The following is a 19,578-nucleotide window of genomic DNA, read 5'->3' as shown; positions in this document are numbered from 1 at the left end:
AACCCGCATCGTCGCCCGAGACTTCATACGACCATGAAGCTGATAGCCGCTGTCGCGATCGCTGCGCTTATGGGCGGCACTCCGGGTCGCGCGGAAGAAGTCCGCCAGGTGCTGCCCGGCGGACAGGCCCCGGCCCAGCCGGCTGAGCTCGCGCGCGGGAAGGCGCCGGACGAGAGCGAGATCCAGCGCTTCTGCTCCAACATCGCCGATGCGGCTCGCGACCGCCGCTACGCGTTGCAGGCCGAGGAGCTGAAGCAGCTCCAGGCAGGCATCGACGAGCGCATGAAAGCGCTGGAGACAAAACGCGCCGAGTACGAGCAGTGGCTGAAGCGACGCGAGGTATTCCTGGCGCGCGCCGAAGAGAGCGTCGTCAAGATCTATGCCGGCATGAAGCCAGACGCCGCGGCCGAGCGCCTGGCAATGGTCAACGCCGAGCTCGCTGCGGCCATCCTGATGAAGCTCGATGCGCGCAAGGCCGGCGTCATCCTCAACGAAATGGACCAGAAGGCGGCGGCGACGCTCACCGGCATCATGGCCAGCGCGGCGCGAAGGGTTGATCCGTCATGAAGTTGAAATTGCTCGTCCTTGTCGCGGTCGCGGCACTGTCCGGCTGCGGCACCGACCTCAAGGAAGTCGGCCGGGAGCCTGCGCTCTCACCGGTCGGCTCCGGCATCGGCAATGGCGGCGCTGCCCCCTACTCCTATCCGGAGCCGCCGGCGAGACCCGTCAAGAAATTCTCGCTTTGGGATGATCGCCAGAGCAGGCTTTTCACCGATCCGCGGGCGCTACGCGAGGGCGATATCCTGACCGTCAACATCAAGCTCAACGACAAGGCCAATTTCAAGAACAAGAACGACCGCAGCCGCACCGCCGCGCGCAAGCTCGGCTACGACGTGACGCTCGGTTGGGACGGCAAGAGCACCAGCGGCAAGGGCGATGCCGGCTTGAGCTCCAGCACCGAGACCAACGCCGACGGCGAGATCAATCGCTCGGAGAATCTCGAGCTCAATGTCGCCGCCGTCGTCACCGAAGTGCTGCCCAACGGCAATCTGATGATCAGGGGCTCGCAGGAAGTGCGCGTCAATTACGAACTTCGGGTCCTCACCATCGCTGGCATGGTGCGTCCCTCCGATATCGGCGCCGAAAACACCATCCCCTACGAGCGCATCGCCGAGGCACGTATCTCCTATGGCGGACGCGGCCGCGTGAGCGAGGTCCAGCAGCCGGCCTACGGTCAGCAGATCCTCGACCAGGTTCTTCCTTTCTAGGCGGGGAGATCGCTGTCGTGGCAAACGTCGAGCAGGCTCAGTCCAAGAAGGGACCTTCCCTTGTGGTCCAGCTCGCCATGCTCTTGGCCATGACGGGCGCGGCCGTCGGCATGGGCTGGTTCTCGGGCGGCTATCTCAAGCAGGGAGAAGCCCCGGCGCCTGTTCCTGCCGCACCTGAGAACGCCGGCAACCCGGAGAAGTCGGCCGAAGTGGGCAAACAGATCGCCGGACCGACGGTGGTCCAACTGGCGCCGATCACCACCAATCTCGCCGCACCTAGCGAAATCTGGATAAGGCTGGAGGCATCGGTGCTCTACGACGCGCCGCAGCCGCAGGAAATGACCGAGCAGATCCATCAGGACCTGCTGGCGTTCGTGCGCACGCTGAAGATGCATCAGATCGAAGGCGCCAGCGGCTACCAGCATCTCAAGGCCGATCTCGACGAGCGTGCGGCGCTGCGCAGCGGCGGCCACGTCAAACAGGTTCTCATCAGGACGATGCTGCTCGAATGAGAAAGTTCCTCATCGCCACGGCGCTCATCGTCGTCACCACCTCTGTCGCCGCGGCCCAGCAGCTCGATCTCGGCGGCATAGGCAAGGCCGACGGCACCACGGTCGGTTATCTCATCCAGATGTTCGGGCTGCTCACCGTGCTTTCGGTGGCGCCGGGCCTGCTGATCATGGTGACGAGCTTCACCCGCTTCGTCATCGCCTTCTCGATTCTGCGCGCCGGCATCGGCCTGCAGTCGACGCCGGCCAACCTGATCCTGATCTCGCTGTCGCTGTTCATGACCTTCTATGTCATGGCGCCGACCTTCGACCAGGCTTGGAACACCGGCGTCAAGCCGCTGATGGACAACCAGATCACCCAGGCCGAGGCCTTCGAGAAGATCTCGGATCCGTTCCGCAGCTTCATGCTGCACAATGTGCGCGACAAGGATTTCGATCTTTTTGCCGATCTCGCCCGCGAGCGCGGCCAGACTGTCTCGCGTGACACCGTGGACCTGCGCATTCTGGTGCCCGCCTTCATGATCTCGGAAATCAGGCGCGGCTTCGAGATCGGTTTTCTGATCGTGCTGCCGTTCCTGGTGATCGATCTCATCGTCGCCACCGTGACCATGGCGATGGGCATGATGATGCTGCCGCCGACGGTGGTTTCCCTGCCGTTCAAGATCCTGTTTTTCGTGCTGATCGACGGCTGGAACCTTCTGGTCGGCAGCCTGGTGCGATCCTTTACCTGACCGCCCCGCCGGGCTCGAGGACGACACTTAAGGCTTCGCCTGCTAAAGCCCGCGCGAATTATTTTGGATTAACCGTCCAGTTTAGCCGTTTGGTAGGAAGTTGCCCGCATAGTCCGCTCCAGATGGCGGGTGATCGGGTCTCAGCGATCATTGGCATGATGCCGCACCGTCATACCGGACAAGCCGGTATGTCAAAAAAATCCGTGTAAAAACCAAGGTACGAGTATCATGTCCAGTATCATGACCAATTCCGCTGCGCTGACCGCGCTGCAGAGCTTGAACAACACCAACAAGCAGCTCGAGACCACCCAGTCCCGCATTTCGACCGGTTACCGTGTCGCCACCGCCAGCGACAACGCCGCTTACTGGTCGATCGCCACCTCGATGAAGTCGGACAACAAGGCGCTCTCGGCCGTTCAGGACTCGCTCGGCCTCGGCGCCGGCAAGGTCGACACCGCCTACACCGCCATCAACGACGTCAAGGATCAGGTGGACCTGATCAAGACCAAGCTGGTTACCGCCCGCGGCGCCAGCCAGGAAGACCAGCAGAAGATCGCGACCGAAATCAAGGCCATCCAGGATCAGATCAAGTCGTCGGTCACCAACGCCAACTTCGCCGGCTCGAACCTGCTGCAGAACGACGGCACGGCTGCTTCCGATCTGAACATCGTTGCTTCGTACAACCGCACCGGCTCGACCGTCACCATCGACACCATCAAGGTGGCCTCTGCCGACACGCAGGTCCTCGACACGGCGGGCACCGGCGGCATCGTCGGCGGTCTGCTTGCGACGACCTTCTTCGATCCGAGCTCCGCCGCCGTCGCCGACACCGCTATCGACACCGCGCTCGGCACCGTTGAAACGGCGCTCGGCAAGCTGTCCACCGGCGCCGCCTCGCTCGGTGCCGCAAAGTCGCGCATCGATACCCAGCAGAGCTTCCTGTCGAACCTGTCGGACTCGATCGACAAGGGCGTCGGCGCTCTGGTCGACGCCGACATGAACAAGGAATCGACCCGCCTGCAGGCCCTCCAGGTGCAGCAGCAGCTCGGCATCCAGGCGCTGTCGATCGCCAACGGCAACTCTCAGCAGATCCTGTCGCTCTTCCGCGGCTGATCGCCCAGCGAACTTCAGGCATCTTTGTCGGGTCGCGCCACCAGCGCGGCCCGATTTTCATTTTTGATGCTGCTGCCCCTCCGAGGCGCGCCTCTTCCCTCGAGAAATATTACCGCACCGCGGTTTCAAGGCTGGCTTTTAACGCGCCGTTAACTGTGACGCGCTAGCTATGGTTAACCAATCGCTATGACGGGCCGACGACGGTCGACAGGCATGACCGCCCCCGCCAGAGAGTTGACCGGCATGCGCGAGGCATGCCTGCTTTGAGAAGGGGTGTATCTTGGCAAGCATCATGACCAACGCCGCCGCGCTCACCGCGCTGCAGAGCCTCAACGCCACCAACAAGGCGCTTGAGACGACGCAGGGCCGCATCTCGACCGGCTACCGTGTCGCCACCGCTTCCGACAACGCCGCCTACTGGTCGATCGCCACCTCGATGCGGTCCGACAACAAGGCGCTCTCGGCCGTCCAGGACGCGCTCGGCCTCGGCGCCGGCAAGGTCGACACAGCTTACACCGCCATCACCGACATCAAGGACCAGGTCGACGCGATCAAGGCCAAGCTGGTCACCGCGCGTGGCGCCAGTCAGGACAACCAGCAGAAGATCGCGACCGAAATCAAGGCCATCCAGGACCAGATCAGGTCGTCGGTCACCAATGCCAGCTATGCCGGTTCGAACCTGCTGCAGAATGACGGCACGGCCGCCTCGGATCTGCATGTCGTGGCTTCGTACAACCGCACCGGCACGACCGTCTCCATCGACACCATCGACGTGGCAGCGACCGACACGCAGGTTCTCGACACCGCCGGCACGGGCGGCATCGTCGGCGGGCTGCTTGCGACGACCTTCTTCGATCCAAGTGCCGCGGCCGTTTCCGACACCGCCGTCGACACCGCGCTCGACAGCGTTGAAACCGCGCTTGCCAAGCTCTCCACCGGCGCTGCCTACCTTGGCGCCGCCAAGTCGCGCATCGACACCCAGCAGAGCTTCCTGTCGAACCTGTCCGATTCGATCGACAAGGGCGTCGGTGCCCTCGTCGATGCCGACATGAACAAGGAATCGACCCGCCTGCAGGCGCTCCAGGTGCAACAGCAGCTCGGCATCCAGGCGCTGTCGATCGCCAACGGCAACTCGCAGTCGATCCTGGCCTTGTTCAAGAGCTGATATTTCCGCTGAGGCAACCCCTCCATCGCAAGGCCGCGTCTCGGGCGCGGCCTTTTTCTTGCGCGTCGGACTGCTGCCTCCGGGCCGTTCGGGCCTCGATGGCCGCATGCGCTATCATCCTCGCACAAGCTTCGCGGTCTAGTCTTCCGGCGGAAAGTCATGCTGGGAGCGGTTGAATCGTGCCGGAACAGATCCAGAGCCTCATCGCGAACCTCCGCGGCTTCGGCGTCAGGCGTCTCGCTCTCATGGGCGGCATCGCCGCGCTGGTCATGGCCGTCATCGGCGTCGGCTCGGTCTATCTCAACCGTCCGGCCTACGAGACGCTCTATGTCGGGCTCGACCGCAGCGACGTGAACCAGATCGGCCTGGTGCTGGGCGAGGCCGGCATCGGCTTCGATGTCGGCGCCGACGGAACATCGGTGCTGGTGCCGGCCGGCACCACCGCGCAGGCGCGCATGCTGCTGGCCGAAAAGGGCCTGCCGACCAGCGCCAACGCTGGCTACGAGCTGTTCGACAATGTCGGCTCGCTCGGCCTCACCTCGTTCATGCAGCAGATCACCCGCGTGCGTGCGCTGGAAGGCGAGATCGCGCGCACCATCCAGTCGATCGCCGGCGTCAAGGCGGCGCGCGTACACATCGTCATGTCCGAGCGCGCCAATTTCCGCCGCGACGAGCAGCAGCCCTCGGCCTCGGTGGTCATCCGTTATGCCGGCGTCGATGCCGAAAAGAGCGCCCAGTCGATCCGCCACCTCGTCGCCGCAGCGGTTCCCGGCCTGTCGGCCGACAAGGTGACCGTGCTCGATTCCAACGGCAATCTGCTCGCCGCCGGCGACGACACTTCCAACACAAGCGCGGCCCGCACGCTCGGCGTCGAGCAGACGGTCGAGGCGCAGATCGGCGACAACATCCGCCGCGCGCTGACGCCTTATCTCGGCCCCGACAATTTCCGCGCCAGCGTCAAGGCCGACGTCAATACCGACACCCGCCAGACCGAAGAAACGATCTTCGATCCCGAATCCCGCGTCGAGCGTTCGGTGCAGTCGGTGCGCACCAACGAGGCCAGCAACCAGAAGCAGGCCTCGAACCCGACGAGCGTCGAGCAGAACCTGCCCGAGACGCAGACGACCACGACTGAAGGGCCGCAGTCCTCCTCGCAGAACGACCGCAAGGAGGAGATCACCAACTACGAGATCAACTCCAAGAAGATCGCTACCGTTTCCAACGGCTACTCGGTGACCAAGATGTCGATCGCCGTCGTCGTCAACCAGGATCGGCTGAAGACCACCCTCGGCAAGGACGCCACCCCCGAGCAGATTGCCAAGCGCGTCGCCGATATCCAGAAGATGGTGGCCTCCGCCACTGGCTTTGAGGAGAAGCGCGGCGACGTCATCGATGTCTCGGCGGTCGAGTTCATCGACGGGCTGGACGGTGAGCCGATTGACCAGCCGGGCATCCTCGCCTCGATCGGCACATACACCGGCACGCTGATCAATGCCGGCGCCTTTATCGTCGTCGTGTTCCTGGTCGCCTTCTTCGGCCTGCGGCCGATGGCGGCCGCGCTGACGGCGTCGGCCAAGCCCGCGGCCCTCGCCGGCCCGAGCTTCGACGATGTCCAGCGCTCGCTGCCGACCCCCGACGCGCCGGTGGCCGCAATCGCAGCCGACACGGCCGTCGGCGCGCTGCCGGGCGCCCGGCCGGGCGCCACTCCGCTCGACGACCTGCGCCAGAAGATCAGGCCTGCGCCGCAGGAACGGCTAGCACGCATGGTCGACCTCAACGAGGAACGCACCGCCCAGATCCTGCGCAAATGGGCCGCCGCCCCGGAAGCCGCGGGTTAAGCCATGGCTTCGGCGGCCCTTTTCGATCTCCTGCCCGATTTCGGTTCGCGCGCCCCGCGCGCCGGCCAGGTACCGTCAGCGCCTGACATCGAGCGCAAGCCAGACATATCGCCACCGCAGGCCGACATCGGCGCGCTGATCGCCGAGGCGGTGGCCGATGCAGAAGCAGCACTCGGGGCGCGGCTCGCGGCCGCCCACGAGGCGGCCCTCGAGGCCGAACGCCAGGCCAATGACGATGCGGCAAAGGCGTTCCTCAAAAGCTTCGGCGGCGATCTGGGGGCGGCGGTCGCGACACGGATCGATGCCATGGAAGCGCGCGTGGCCGAGCTCACCGCCGCCACCGTCGCCCGTATCATCGGCGGCGTGGTCAGCGATGATCTGCAGGAGCGCTCGATCGAAGCTCTTGCCCGTACCGTAAGCGCCGCGATTGCCGACAGTGAGGCGGTGCGTATCGGCGTGCGCGGGCCGCTGTCGCTGTTCGAGCCGCTGAAGGCGTCGCTTGGAGATCGCGCGGCCAATCTCGATTTCACCGAGGCCGCCGGCTTCGACCTGACCGTGACCATCGATGAAACCGTCTTCGAGACGCGCATCGCCGAATGGTCGGCTTCCCTGTCGGAGGTCCTATCATGAGCGCCATCGACCACGGCGAGGCCAGGCACGAGATCATCATCGTCAAGCGGAACCACGACGGTCATGACGACGGCCATCATGGCGGCGTCTGGAAGATCGCCTTTGCCGACTTCATGACCGCCATGATGTGCTTCTTTCTCGTCATGTGGCTGATCAACGCCGCCAACGAGCAGACCAAGGCGGCGGTCGCCAGCTATTTCAACCCGGTCGAGCTGATCGATCGCAATTCCAGCCGCAAGGGCCTGGAAGACCTTGGCGACGGCCCGAGCAAGGTTGGCCTCACCGCCGACAATCCGCAGGATGGCGCGAGCAAGGCCGGCGAGGACGGCAAGGGCGGCGCCGGCTCCTCCGACCGCAGGCAGACGAAGGAGGCCTCGCAGAAATCCGATCTCTCTGACGAGCATTTGTTTGCCGATCCCTATGCCGTGCTGTCGGAGATCGCTACCGATACCGGCGTGATGCAGAATGTCAGCGCCAAGGGTGAAGGCGGCGCTCAGAACGCCGGTCCGGCGACCGGCGCTTCCGGCGGCGAATCCTATCGCGATCCTTTCGCGCCGGACTTCTGGTCGCAGCAGGTTGCGACACCCGGCGCCGAGGCCAGCGCCGAACGCAGGAGGATCGAAGGCGATCCGGCCAGGCCCGGCGAGATGGTCGCCGAGACCGATGTTCCGAAAGTCAAGGCCGTTCCGCCGGCACCGCCGCAGTTGGATGCGCCGCTCGAGCCGCTGGCCACACCGGAAAAACCCGGTGCCAAGGTGGTCGCCGGATCGGACGGCGACACGAAAGTCGGGAAGGCCGAAGGCAAGGCGATCAAGGGCGAGAAAGCCCAAGCTGAAAAGGCAGAAGCCGAAAAGGCGGAGGCCGCTGCGACCGATGCTGCGATGCCGGGAGCCGGAGGGGGCGAAGCGGCGACGGCCGAGCCGGCAAAGGCGGAGCCGGAGCAAGCCTCCGACAAGGGAAAGAAGGTCCCGAGCAGCGCCGCCCTCAAGGCGGCCGCCGAAATCAAGGAGGAACTGGCCAAGGCCTTTGCGCCCGGTGAAAAGCTGGCCGAGGGCGTCTCCGTCGAGGCAACCGACAAGGGCGTCGTCATCTCGATTACCGATCAGCTCGACTTCGGCATGTTCGAAATCGGCTCGGCCGTGCCGCGCCGCGAGATGGTGCTGGCGATGGAGAAGATCGGCCGCATCATCAACGAGAAGAAGGGCACCATCACCATCGGCGGCCATACCGATGCGCGGCCGTTCCGCAGCGGCGCCTACGACAACTGGCGGCTGTCCACCGCCCGCGCCCACTCCGCCTATTACATGCTGGTGCGCGGCGGCGTCGACGAAAGCCGCATCACCGAGGTCGCGGGCTTCGCCGACCGCCAGCCCAAGATCGCGTCCGATCCGCTGGCCGCCGCCAACCGCCGCATCGAAATCCTGATGGCGACCGGCGGATGAGGGTCAGGATCGCCATCGGCCGCGCAGTCGGGCTGCTGCTGCTCGCCGCAGGATTGCCCGCTGCCGCTTTTGCACAGGATGACGGCCTGCAGCCTTATCAGCTGGTGCGCTCGCTGCAGTTGGTCCAGGACCGCATCGCCGGCGGCGATCATGCGGCGCTGCCAATGCAGGCCAAGCTGCTGGAAATGACCGATGCCAGGCTTCGCGCCGCCGATGCCGGCGATTTCAAGGACCCGAAGAATTTCCGCGCTCTGCTCGTCTATGGCATGAGCGGCGGCAATCCCGTCACAGTGGAGGCGGCGGCTTCGCGCGCGGCGGCCGACCCGCAAAGCCTCGCCATCGCCAAAGGGGTCGTCGCCTATCTCAACGGCAGGCCGGCCGCGGCAATCGAAATCCTGAAGCCGATCGACCCGATGAGCGTGCCCGCCGACCTCGGCGCCTTCCTGGCGTTGGTCAAGGGCTCGCTGCTTGCGGCCGATGAACCCGCAACGGCGCTGACGCTGCTGGACGAGGCCCGCCTGCTCAGCCCCGGCACACTGGTCGAGGAGGCAGCGCTTCGCCGCTCGGTCGGCCTCGCAGCGACACAAGGCGACGCCGCGCGCTTCGCGCTTGCCTCGACGCAATATGTCGCCGGCTATCTCTATTCCCCCTATGCCAGCCAGTTCGCCGATTCCTTCGTCTCCGGTGTGATTGCGCTGCACATGTCGATCAGCCAACACAAGCTCGCAGACATCACCTCGATGATGGACCCCGAGCGCGAGAAGGTGATTTATCTGCGCATCGCGCGCCGCGCCGCGATCGACGGGCTGAGCGACCTCTCCGCCTTCGCCTCGGCCCGGGCCGAGCAGGGCCGCAACGGCAAAGGCAATCAGGACGACCCGCGCGCAGTGCTCTATTCGAGCCTATCCACGGTGACATCGGCCACGATCGACGATGTGCGCGCGAGGCTCGGCACGATTGATCGCGGCAAGCTTTCGGAGAGCGACCGCGCTTTGCTCGATGCGGCACAGGCCGTTGCCGGCGAGGTCGTCGCTCCTGTGCGTGCGGCCGCCATGAATGAGACGGAGGCCGGTCCGGCCAAAAGCGATGCCGCGAAACCCGCTGAAACCGAGGCTGCGAGCCAGGCCGACGCCGAAGGGTTGCCCCCGGTGGAAGGCGCGATGGCCGAGCAGCCGGCCCCGGTCAAGCCGGCGGACGCGCCGGCCGCAACGTCCGCGCCGCCGGCTCCGCCGACGACGGCTCAGGCCGCGGCCGAGGCTCAAGCCTCCGCTCCTGCGCAGCCCGAAACGCCATCCGTGCCGCCTGCATCCACGCCGGCGGCCGCAGCAAGCCTCGATCCGCACGATCCCACCGATGCCGCGATGCTCAAAGCGCGCCGCCAGCTCGACCAGATCGACCAGCTACTCGGAGCCGCTCCCAAATGACCAGCGCCCAAATGAACAGCGTGAGCCAGGCCACGCCGGGACTTGCATCCGCCCAGGTCCAATCGCGGCAGCATCCTGCCGACGGCAAGGAAAACGGCGCGAATTTTGGCGAGATGGTGTATGGCGCCGAACAATCGGCGCGGCAGGCAAAGCATCCCGCCGAACCTGTGTCTTCCGATGCGCAGCCGGCGCGGCGCGCCCTCGCCGGTTCGCCCAAGCCACGACCCGATGAGGATGGCCAGAACAAGACTGCCGCGCCGAAGCCAGCGGCCGGAAAGGGCGCGAAGAATGGCGCCGAGGCTGACCATGCAAAGGCCACGGACGATGCCGATGCGGCGGCGCAATCGTCAGATAGCGCTCCGCTTCAGGACGGTTTGCCCCTGCTGATGGCGCTGGGCGACATCCGCCACTTCGCAACGTCGACAAATGCCGAGCGCGGTGGATCTTCTGTCGAGGGAGAGGCAGGAACCCAGCCCTCGATCGGTCAGGCCGCGTCTTCGCAGCTGGCGATCCGTCAAGGCAAACGCATGTTGGCCGACGCTTCCGAAGGCAGCGAGCCGTTGCCGCGATCCGGTCGCGCGACGATGGCGACCGAGAAGCCCGGGCCCGATTTCGGACAGAAACCGGCCGGCGCTGGTCCGGGCCCGGACATGTCGATCCGCAAGGACGACATCCTGTCTGGAACGCAAGGAGCCGCAACCGACGCAACGACGCCGCAAGGCTGGCGTCCGGCGGCCGCCCAGAAGACCGCGCAAACGGCGCAAGCCCTCGCATCGAACAATCAAGCCAAGCCATCCTCTGCCGCCGGGCGCCTGGATGTGGTCAGCCAGCAGAGCTTCCCCGCGCCGGCCCAAAACGCCTTCGGCCAGACGGTATCGGCGCTGGCCGAGGCGATCGCCTCGGACAGCGGCGTTCAGCAGGCCTACTCGAGCGGCCCGATCGGCTCGCACGCGACCAACTCTGTTGCCGTTTCGACACATGTCCTGAAGATCGAACTCCACCCGGCTGACCTCGGCACGGTCACCGCCAGCCTGCGTCTTTCCGGAGAGCAACTTTCGATCGAGATGAAGCCGGAAACGCACGAGGCGTACCGCCGTCTGACCGCCGACAGCGACGCCATCGTCAAGTCGCTCCGCAGTCTTGGTTTCGACGTCGATCACGTCACCATCATGCAACCCTCGATAGCGGTCCATTCGGCCGGTCGCGTCGAAGCGAGCGGCGCGCCGCCGATGTCCACGGGCCGCGAACAGCCTTCGTTCCAGCCCGGGAACTCGGGCGGCAACAGCGCCGGCGGCGATCGGCAACCGGGAAGGAACAACGGCAATGGCGCACAGGAATTCGGCCGCGCTGCTTCGCCTCTTCGCGAGCGCGCTGGCGACGATATCTATATCTAGTCTGGCCGCGACCGTCGCCAAAGCCGCGCCCAATCCTTGCGAGCCGGAAATCCTGCGCGCCGCCGATCGCTATGGCGTGCCGGCCGGTATCCTTTACGCGGTCGGCCTGACCGAAACGGGAAAGAAGGGCAGCCTTCAGCCCAATGCTTTGAATGTAGAAGGAAAGGCTGTTTTTCCGCGCAGCAGGGGCGAAGCGCTGGCGACGTTCGAGAATGCCCGCCGCGAGGGCAAGACGCTGATCGATCTCGGCTGCATGCAGATCAATCATCGCTATCATGGCGCGCAGTTCCGCAGCGTCGAGGACATGCTAGACCCGCACCAGAACGTCGACTACGCCGCGCGCTTCCTGGCGAGCCTCCACGCGCGCCACATGACTTGGTCGATGGCCGTCGCCCGCTATCATGCCGGCCCCGACAACGACCCGGCGCAGAAGGTGTATGTCTGCCGCGTCATCACCAACATGGTCGCCACCGGCTTCGGCAAATGGACGCCGAACGCCAGCGCGTTCTGCAACCAATAGTTGCTCAAGATATGCCCTTTAGTCCGCCGCGAGGGGGTTCACAGCGGCAGCCGGCAGCCCTCTATCCAGTGCCGCGAATTGACCCTTCACGGCCGGCTTTATTACGGCTCCCAAAAAAACTCCCAAGAAAATAGCTACAAGAAATGACGGTTTTTCAGGATTCACCGCACCGGATACCGCTTTCCGCACGGGGCAAGTGAGATGATTCGGAGGGCGGGCCGATGATCGTGATCGTTGATGAGCGCGAGCTCGTAACTGAGGGCTACAGCTCACTTTTCGATCGCGAGGGCGTCGCCACCGCCGGCTTCGCGCCAGGCGAGTTCGGCGAGTGGGTGAACTCTGCCGCCGACACGGATTTAAGATCGGTCAGGGCTTTCCTTATCGGCGACTGCCGCGAGGGCGCCATCTCGCCGCGCCAGATCCGCGACCGCACCGGGGCGCCGGTGATCGCGCTCAGTGAACAGCACTCGCTGGAACACACGCTCAGGCTCTTCGAGAGCGGCGTCGACGACGTCGTCCGCAAGCCCGTGCACATCCGCGAGATCCTCGCCCGCATCACCGCCATCCGCCGCCGCGCCCGCGAAGAGGCCGCCTACACCGAGGTCGGCTCGATGCGCATCTTCATGGATGGGCGCGACCCGGAGATCGACGGCGAGCCGCTGCCGCTGCCGCGTCGCGAGCGGCGCATCCTGGAGTATTTGGCCAGCAATCGCGGCCGGCGCGTGACCAAGACGCAGGTGTTCAACGCCATCTACGGCATCTTCGACGAGGAGGTCGAGGAGAACGTGGTGGAGAGCCACATCTCGAAGCTGCGCAAGAAATTGCGTGAGAAGCTCGGCCACGACCCGATCGATTCCAAGAGGTTCCTCGGCTACCGGCTAGTGTTTTGATGGTCGTCGCCGGCACATCCCGCGCCAGCCTCGCGCAAGACACGAGGCTTAGTTTTGTAGCCTCTCAGAAAGGCACCGAGGAGATGTATCGATGAGCCTCTACGGAATGATGCGCACCGGCGTCTCCGGTATGAACGCCCAGGCCAACCGCTTGTCCACGGTGGCCGACAACATCGCGAATTCCGACACCACCGGCTACAAGCGCTCCTCCGCCGAATTCTCGACGCTGATCATGCCCAGCACCGGCGGCGCCTATAATTCGGGTGGCGTCACGACGACGATCCGCTCGGCCGTCAGCTCGCAGGGTGTTCTGCAATACACCACTTCGGTCTCCGACCTCGCCGTCAACGGCGACGGCTTCTTCGTCGTGCAGGACCCGAGCGGAACGCCCTATCTCACCCGCGCCGGCGCCTTCGTTCCGGACGCTCAAGGACGCCTCGTCAACGCCGCCGGCTACCAGCTGATGGCCTACAGCTACGCCAACGGCGATCCGGCCGCGACCGCCAACGGCTTCGAAGGCCTCGTGCCGGTGCAGATTTCCGATCAGGAGATGACGGCGACGCCGAGCACGGAAGGGACATTCACCGGCAACCTGCCGGCTGGCGCCACCGCTGTCACCGCCGGCAACCTACCCACCGACAACAGCACCTCGTCACAATACACGTCGAAATCGTCGCTGGTCGCCTACGACAATCTCGGCAACAAGGTGTTGCTCGACGTCTATTTCACCAACACCGGCACCGGCACCTGGCAGGTCTCGGTGTTCGATCAGTCGAAGGCCACGGCCGGCACGTCGTTCCCCTATGCGGGCGGCGCGCTGGGTTCGGCCAATCTCACCTTCGACACCACCACCGGCAAGCTCACCGGCGCGACTACCGGCGTGTCCTTCACGGTGCCGAACGGGTCGACTCTCAACCTCGACCTCTCCAAGCTGACGCAACTCGGAACCGGCTTCACGGTCTCCGACGCCAACGTCAACGGCAATGCGCCGAGCACGATCGAAAAGATCCAGATCAGCCAGGACGGCGTCATCTACGCCCAATTCGAGGATGGCTCCACCAAGCCGCTCTACAAGATCCCGCTGGCCGACGTTCAGAGCCCCGACAACCTCACCGCGATGCCGGGCAACGTCTATGTGCAGAGCGCGGACTCAGGCGCTGTTCGCATCGGCTTTGCCAATGAAGGAAAGCTTGGCTCGGTTGTCTCGGGCGCGCTCGAAAATTCCAATGTCGATATCGCCGAGGAACTGACCAACATGATTGCGGCGCAGCGCAGCTACACCGCCAACTCGAAGGTCTTCCAGACCGGTTCCGACCTGATGGACGTCCTGGTCAACCTGAAGAGATAACCCCATCGGGCGCCAGCCCGTGAAAGACCCGCATGTCGCTTTCCACCGCATTAAGCATCGCCCAGTCGGCGCTCCTGGCCACATCCAAGCAAACCAGCGTCGTGTCGCGCAATGTGGCCGACGCGTCCAACCCGGACTATGCCCGTCGCGTCGCCGTCGTCACCAGCACGGCGCCCGGCGCGCGATCGGTGGAGATACAGCGCGCCGCCAATGATCTTCTGTTCCGGCAGAACCTTTCCGCGCTGTCGGCATGGAGCGGCCAGAGCGCGCTTTACAGCGGCATGGATCAGCTCGACCTATCGGTTAATGGTGTCGACAATGCATCGTCTGCGTCGACCGCGATCGGCAATCTGCAGCAGGCGCTGCAGCTCTACGCCACCACGCCGTCGAACCAGAATCTCGGCGCCAGCGTCATCGACGCGGCCAAGCAGGTGGTGAGCTCGCTGAACGACGGCACCACGGCGATCCAGGATTTCCGCACCCAGACGGACGGCCAGATCGCCACCGCCGTCGACGATCTCAACTCGCTGCTCAGCCAGTTCCAGGACGCCAACAAGGCCGTCATCGCCGGCACGCGCTCCGGCACGGATGTGTCGGACGCGCTCGACCAGCGGGACGCGCTTCTCAAGAAGATCGCCGAATATGTCCCGGTCTCGACCTTCACGCGCGGCGACAACGACATGGTCATCACCACCAAGGACGGCACGACGCTGTTCGAGACGGTGCCGCGGTCGGTGACCTTCACGCCCTCGGCCGGCTACACCGCCGGCACGCCCGGCAACACGATCTATATCGACAATGTGCCGCTTTCTGCAGGCACCGGCGACAATACCAGCGCCGACGGCAAGCTTGCCGGCATGCTGAAGCTGCGCGACGGCGTTGCCGCGACAATGCAGAGCCAGCTTGACGAGATCGCGCGCGGCCTGATCACGGCATTTGCCGAGACCGCGCCGTCTCAGCCCAACGCCGCAGGCCTGTTCACCTGGTCCGGCGCGCCGGCTATTCCCGCTGCCGGCACCCTGGTCGACGGCCTCGCCGGCTCGATCAGCGTCAACGCCGCGTTTGACCCGAGCGCCGGCGGCAGCGCGACGCTGCTGCGCGACGGCGGCGCCAACGGCGCGGCCTATGTTTCCAACACCGGCGGCGGCGCCTCCTATTCTGACCTGCTGATCGCCTACGGCAACAGGCTCGACCAGCCGATGGCCTTCGACACCTCCGCCGGCATCACGGTCAGCTCCGGCGTCTCGGATTACGCGGCCAACACCATCGGCTGGTTCGAAGGCGTGCGCCAGCAGGCGTCGACCAACGCAGACGCGAAGGAAGCGCTGTCCACTCGCACCGCCGAAGCGCTGTCGAACGATACCGGCGTCAATGTCGACCAGGAAATGTCCCTGCTTCTCGACCTCGAGCATACCTATCAGGCGTCGGCGCGCATGATGAAGACCGTCGACGACATGCTGGACGCCTTGTTGGGCGCGGTGGGGTAGTCCATGAAAGCGACAGCCGTCTCCTCAGCCGCCATCTCCAACGCCCTGCGCTATCAGCAGATGCGCATGCAGGCCGATCTCGTCAAGGCGACCACCGAATCCCAGACCGGCAAGGTAGCGGATGTCGGCCTGGCGCTCGGCGGGCGCACGACACAGGCCGTCACCTTCCAGCGCGATCTCGACCGGTTGAACGGCATCGTCGATTCGAACTCGCTGGTCGCCGCGCGTCTGACTTCGACACAGGATTCGCTGGGTCAGCTCTCCGATGTCGCGCAGGATCTGCTGACGGCGCTGACCAGCGCCGTATCGGGCGACTCCTCGACCAGCATCACCCAGACCGCCGGCGCCACGGCGCTGCAGCAGATGACGGGCATCCTCAACACCAGCGTCAACGGCGAATACCTGTTTGCCGGGACCAACACCGACGTCAAGCCGATCGACGACTTCAGCGCCGCCGGCTCGCCCGCCAAGGCGGCGTTCGACGCCGCCTTCACCAGCTATTTCGGCTTCACCCAGAACGACCCCGCGGCCGCCAACATCACCGCCGCCCAGATGGACGACTTCATCACCACCGCGGTCGAGCCGCAGTTCCTGGGCTCCGGCTGGCAGGCCAACTGGTCGAACGCCACCGACGACCAGATCACCAGCCGCATTTCATTGAACGAGACCACGCAGACATCGGTCAGCGCCAACGAGCAAGGCATCCGCAAGCTCGCCATGGCGGCCGCCATGGTCGGCACGCTCTTTGCCGGCAACATCAGCGAGGCCGGGCAGAATACGATCGTCAGTCGCGCGCAAAAGCTGGTCGGCGAGGCCATCGGCGGCATCGTTCAGGTGCAGTCCGAAGCCGGCCTCGCCCAGAAGCGCGTGTCCGACGCCAGCGATCGCATGAAGACCCAGGTCGATCTGTTCGAGAAGCACATCATCGACCTCGAAGGCGTCGATCCCTCGGAGGCCGCCACCCGCGTGGCCGACCTGACGCAGCATATCGAAACGTCCTTCGCCTTGACCGCGCGACTGCAGCAACTGAGCCTGTTGAACTATCTCACCTGACACTCTCACCGGAACGCCAGAGCTCCGACGATGTATCAATTCTCCTACGCCGACATCCAGACCGACTCCGTCGCCGACGCCAAGGACCGGGAGCGGCAGTTGCTCACCCGATCGATCGACATGTTGTCCACGGCTGCTTCCGTTGGGCCGGAGTCGATTGAGGCGGTCGAGGCGCTGCACTTCACCAACCGCATCTGGACCACCTTCGTCGAGGATCTCGGCTCCAGCGACAATGCGCTGCCCAAGGAACTGCGCGCCAATCTGATCTCGATCGGCCTGTGGCTGCTGCGCGAAACGGAAGACATCCGGCAGGGCCGCACCAACAATTTCGAAGGATTGATCGAGGTCTCCCAGATCATCCGAGACGGCATCCAATGAGCAACACGCTGAAGATCTCGCTGAAGCCGAACGAGAAGATCTACATCAACGGCGCCGTCATCCGGGTCGACCGCAAGGTCACGATCGAGCTGATGAACGACGTTCAGTTCCTGCTCGAAAGCCACGTCATCCAGGCCGAGCAGGCCTCGACGCCGCTCAGGCAGCTCTATTTCATCGTGCAGATCATGCTGATCAACCCGCCGGGCGCCTCCGAGGCCCGCGACATGTTCCGCCGCTCGCTGCCGATGCTGATCGCAAGCTTCGACAATCAGGAAATCTGCAGCGCGCTGAAGCAGATCGACCGCATGGTCGGCGAGGATCATATCTACGAGGCGCTGAAGGCGATCCGCGCGCTCTATCCGCTCGAGCGCCAAGCGCTTGGCGGCAATGACGACATTCCGGAAGCGCCGCGCGCGCTGGCTGTGGGAGCATAAAGATGGCCGTGGACATGACAACGACGATCCCGGTTGGCGCCACCCAGGCCAGCAGCCAGCAGACCTCGAAGACGGCGGTCGACTACCAGTCGTTCCTGAAGCTTCTGATCGCCGAGATGAAGAACCAGGATCCGACCAAGCCGATGGATTCGACGGAATATGTCGCGCAGCTCGCGACCTTCTCGCAGGTCGAGCAATCGGTGCAGACCAACAGCAAGCTCGACCAGATCATGCAATCCTCGGCGCTGTCGCAGGCGGACGCGCTGATCGGCCGTTCGATCACCGCCGCCGACGGCAAGACAACAGGGACCGTGGCTTCGGTGAAGCTCGCAAGCAGCGGCCTGATCGCGGTGCTGCAGGACGGCACCGAGGTCCCTGTCGGCGCGGGCGTATCGATCAAGCCGGCCGCCTCGAGTTTCGCATAGGGTCTGCCCATGAACGAGGCCGACGCCCTCGATATCGTGCAATATGCGGTGTGGACGGTGCTTACCGCCTCCGCGCCGGTGGTGCTCGTGGCTATGGCCGTCGGTATCGGCATCGCGCTTATCCAGGCGCTGACGCAGATTCAGGAAATCACCCTCACTTTCGTGCCCAAGATCGTCGCCATCATGCTGGTCGTGGCGCTGACCGGCCCGTTCATCGGCAGCCAGATCTCGGCCTTCACCAACGTCATCTTCGAACGCATCGAGCACGGCTTCTGACCTGGGGCTGCGGGCATCCCGCCCGCGCGGACCGGCAAAAGTTTGGTCCACACCGGCAAGATGCTTGGCCTAAAGCTTCGCCGACGCATTTTCGCCTTTGCCTTCCTGTTGTTGGACCGGGATGCTTTGGCGAGTCGCCCGCGCGATGATGGCGCCGGGCGAGCGCAAGACAGCAAGATGAAGGCGGGACAGCGACCATGATCGACGACGAGCCGGAAAGCGAACGCGTCTCGGCGCTGGCGCCGTTCCGGCACGGCATCTTCCGTGCCGTCTGGTCGGCGAGCCTTGTGTCGAATTTCGGCGGCTTGATCCAGGGCGTGGGCGCCGCCTGGATGATGACGACGATCGCCACCTCATCCTACCAAGTGGCGCTGGTGCAGGCCTCGACCACCTTGCCGATCATGCTGTTCGCGCTTGTTGCCGGCGCCATTGCCGACAGCTTCAACCGCCGCAAGGTCATGCTGGTGGCGCAGAGTTTCATGCTGGTGGTCTCGGCACTGCTCACCGTATTCACCTGGTTCGGCTGGATGACGCCGTGGACGCTGCTTGCCTTCACCTTCCTGATCGACAGCGGCACGGCGCTGAACAGCCCGTCATGGCAGGCGTCGGTTGGCGACATGGTGCCGCGCGCCAAGGTGCCGGCGGCGATCGCGCTCAACTCGATGGGCTTCAACATCACGCGCAGCGTCGGCCCGGCGATCGGCGGCATCATCGTCGCCGCCGCGGGGGCGGCGGCGGCCTTCGCCGCCAACGCCATCAGCTATATCGGCCTGATCGTCGTGCTTTTCCGCTGGAAGCCGGAAGTGCCCGCGCCGACCCTGCCGCGGGAATCGCTCGGCGCCGCGATGGGAGCCGGCCTGCGCTATGTCGCCATGTCGCCGAACATCGGCAAGGTGCTGGCGAGAGGCTTCGCCTTCGGCTTCAGCGCCGGCGCGGTGCTGGCGCTGCTGCCCCTGGTGGCGCGCGATGTCGTCAAGGGCGACGCGCTGACCTACGGCATCATGCTTGGCGCCTTCGGTATCGGCGCGGTCGGCGGTGCGCTGATCAGCGTGAGGCTCAGACAATTGCTCTCCAGCGAAACGATGGTGCGCGCCGCCTTCGCCGGTTTCGCGCTTTGCGCCTTCAACGCCGCCGTCAGCGACAATGCCTGGCAGACGTCGGCGGGCCTGCTCATCGGCGGTGCCTGCTGGGTGATCGCGCTCTCGCATTTCAACGTTACGGTGCAGATGTCGACGCCGCGCTGGGTGGTCGGG

Annotated in this window: 21 protein-coding genes; all 21 read left to right on the top strand. The window is 65.0% G+C overall.

Going from position 1 to position 19,578, the window contains the following annotated elements:
* Positions 1 to 33 precede the first annotated feature (33 nt).
* Complete coding sequence (locus EOA79_RS09610; protein WP_245322266.1) at positions 34 to 567, top strand: MotE family protein; 534 nt, start codon at positions 34 to 36, stop codon at positions 565 to 567.
* The gene (gene flgH, locus EOA79_RS09605) at positions 564 to 1,268 is read left to right on the top strand and encodes a flagellar basal body L-ring protein FlgH (protein ID WP_067002405.1); all 705 of its coding nucleotides are present in this window, start codon (positions 564 to 566) and stop codon (positions 1,266 to 1,268) included. Before EOA79_RS09610 ends, flgH begins: the two co-directional genes overlap by 4 nt.
* A 17-nt stretch (positions 1,269 to 1,285) precedes the next feature.
* Positions 1,286 to 1,780 (top strand): flagellar basal body-associated FliL family protein, encoded by a 495-nt coding sequence (locus EOA79_RS09600; RefSeq protein WP_095823390.1) that lies wholly within the window; start codon positions 1,286 to 1,288, stop codon positions 1,778 to 1,780.
* Entirely contained in the window at positions 1,777 to 2,508 is a 732-nt protein-coding gene (fliP, locus tag EOA79_RS09595) for a flagellar type III secretion system pore protein FliP (protein ID WP_095777164.1), read from the top strand. Before EOA79_RS09600 ends, fliP begins: the two co-directional genes overlap by 4 nt.
* Before the next feature lie 228 nt (positions 2,509 to 2,736).
* Positions 2,737 to 3,621 carry a flagellin gene (locus EOA79_RS09590; RefSeq protein WP_067002410.1) on the top strand — a complete coding sequence of 295 codons (885 nt, stop codon included), beginning with the start codon at positions 2,737 to 2,739 and terminating at the stop codon, positions 3,619 to 3,621.
* A gap of 280 nt (positions 3,622 to 3,901) precedes the next feature.
* The gene (locus EOA79_RS09585; RefSeq protein WP_067002412.1) at positions 3,902 to 4,786 is read left to right on the top strand and encodes a flagellin; all 885 of its coding nucleotides are present in this window, start codon (positions 3,902 to 3,904) and stop codon (positions 4,784 to 4,786) included.
* 179 nt (positions 4,787 to 4,965) lie between these two features.
* Positions 4,966 to 6,624 carry a flagellar basal-body MS-ring/collar protein FliF gene (gene fliF / locus EOA79_RS09580; protein ID WP_128292982.1) on the top strand — a complete coding sequence of 553 codons (1,659 nt, stop codon included), beginning with the start codon at positions 4,966 to 4,968 and terminating at the stop codon, positions 6,622 to 6,624.
* Positions 6,625 to 6,627: 3 nt separating this feature from the next.
* A complete protein-coding gene (locus EOA79_RS09575; protein ID WP_095823392.1) occupies positions 6,628 to 7,254 on the top strand; it encodes a hypothetical protein in 627 nt (208 codons plus the stop codon).
* Positions 7,251 to 8,696 carry a MotB family protein gene (locus EOA79_RS09570; RefSeq protein WP_127335213.1) on the top strand — a complete coding sequence of 482 codons (1,446 nt, stop codon included), beginning with the start codon at positions 7,251 to 7,253 and terminating at the stop codon, positions 8,694 to 8,696. Before EOA79_RS09575 ends, EOA79_RS09570 begins: the two co-directional genes overlap by 4 nt.
* Positions 8,693 to 10,120, top strand: a complete 1,428-nt coding sequence (locus EOA79_RS09565; RefSeq protein ID WP_128292981.1) for a chemotaxis protein MotC — start codon at positions 8,693 to 8,695, stop codon at positions 10,118 to 10,120. The genes EOA79_RS09570 and EOA79_RS09565 overlap by 4 nt, the downstream gene beginning before the upstream one ends.
* The gene (locus EOA79_RS09560; RefSeq protein WP_095823395.1) at positions 10,117 to 11,514 is read left to right on the top strand and encodes a flagellar hook-length control protein FliK; all 1,398 of its coding nucleotides are present in this window, start codon (positions 10,117 to 10,119) and stop codon (positions 11,512 to 11,514) included. Before EOA79_RS09565 ends, EOA79_RS09560 begins: the two co-directional genes overlap by 4 nt.
* Positions 11,444 to 12,034 (top strand): transglycosylase SLT domain-containing protein, encoded by a 591-nt coding sequence (locus tag EOA79_RS09555; RefSeq protein ID WP_127241481.1) that lies wholly within the window; start codon positions 11,444 to 11,446, stop codon positions 12,032 to 12,034. The genes EOA79_RS09560 and EOA79_RS09555 overlap by 71 nt, the downstream gene beginning before the upstream one ends.
* A gap of 221 nt (positions 12,035 to 12,255) precedes the next feature.
* Complete coding sequence (locus tag EOA79_RS09550; RefSeq protein WP_067002421.1) at positions 12,256 to 12,924, top strand: response regulator transcription factor; 669 nt, start codon at positions 12,256 to 12,258, stop codon at positions 12,922 to 12,924.
* A gap of 91 nt (positions 12,925 to 13,015) precedes the next feature.
* Entirely contained in the window at positions 13,016 to 14,272 is a 1,257-nt protein-coding gene (locus tag EOA79_RS09545; protein ID WP_067002423.1) for a flagellar hook protein FlgE, read from the top strand.
* A gap of 32 nt (positions 14,273 to 14,304) precedes the next feature.
* Positions 14,305 to 15,759 carry a flagellar hook-associated protein FlgK gene (gene flgK, locus EOA79_RS09540; RefSeq protein WP_095823398.1) on the top strand — a complete coding sequence of 485 codons (1,455 nt, stop codon included), beginning with the start codon at positions 14,305 to 14,307 and terminating at the stop codon, positions 15,757 to 15,759.
* Positions 15,760 to 15,762: 3 nt separating this feature from the next.
* On the top strand, positions 15,763 to 16,812 hold the full coding sequence (locus tag EOA79_RS09535) for a flagellar hook-associated family protein (protein WP_095823399.1): 1,050 nt from the start codon (positions 15,763 to 15,765) through the stop codon (positions 16,810 to 16,812).
* 30 nt (positions 16,813 to 16,842) lie between these two features.
* Positions 16,843 to 17,190: a flagellar biosynthesis regulator FlaF gene (flaF, locus tag EOA79_RS09530; protein ID WP_067002429.1), complete on the top strand. Its 348-nt coding sequence runs from the start codon at positions 16,843 to 16,845 to the stop codon at positions 17,188 to 17,190.
* Positions 17,187 to 17,624 (top strand): flagellar biosynthesis repressor FlbT, encoded by a 438-nt coding sequence (flbT, locus tag EOA79_RS09525; protein WP_095800447.1) that lies wholly within the window; start codon positions 17,187 to 17,189, stop codon positions 17,622 to 17,624. The genes flaF and flbT overlap by 4 nt, the downstream gene beginning before the upstream one ends.
* A 2-nt stretch (positions 17,625 to 17,626) precedes the next feature.
* Complete coding sequence (flgD, locus tag EOA79_RS09520; RefSeq protein ID WP_095823400.1) at positions 17,627 to 18,049, top strand: flagellar hook assembly protein FlgD; 423 nt, start codon at positions 17,627 to 17,629, stop codon at positions 18,047 to 18,049.
* Between the two features lie 9 nt (positions 18,050 to 18,058).
* On the top strand, positions 18,059 to 18,325 hold the full coding sequence (gene fliQ, locus EOA79_RS09515) for a flagellar biosynthesis protein FliQ (RefSeq protein WP_027165133.1): 267 nt from the start codon (positions 18,059 to 18,061) through the stop codon (positions 18,323 to 18,325).
* Positions 18,326 to 18,522: 197 nt separating this feature from the next.
* A partial coding sequence (locus tag EOA79_RS09510; RefSeq protein ID WP_128292979.1) for an MFS transporter occupies positions 18,523 to 19,578 on the top strand: 1,056 nt, incomplete at its 3' end.

Origin of the sequence: Mesorhizobium sp. M1A.F.Ca.IN.020.03.2.1, assembly GCF_004023205.1 — a bacterium.
In the GTDB taxonomy this organism is placed as follows: Bacteria; Pseudomonadota; Alphaproteobacteria; order Rhizobiales; family Rhizobiaceae; genus Mesorhizobium.
Note: the sequence above shows the minus strand (reverse complement) of the source record. Positions and strands in the feature narration are given on the sequence as shown.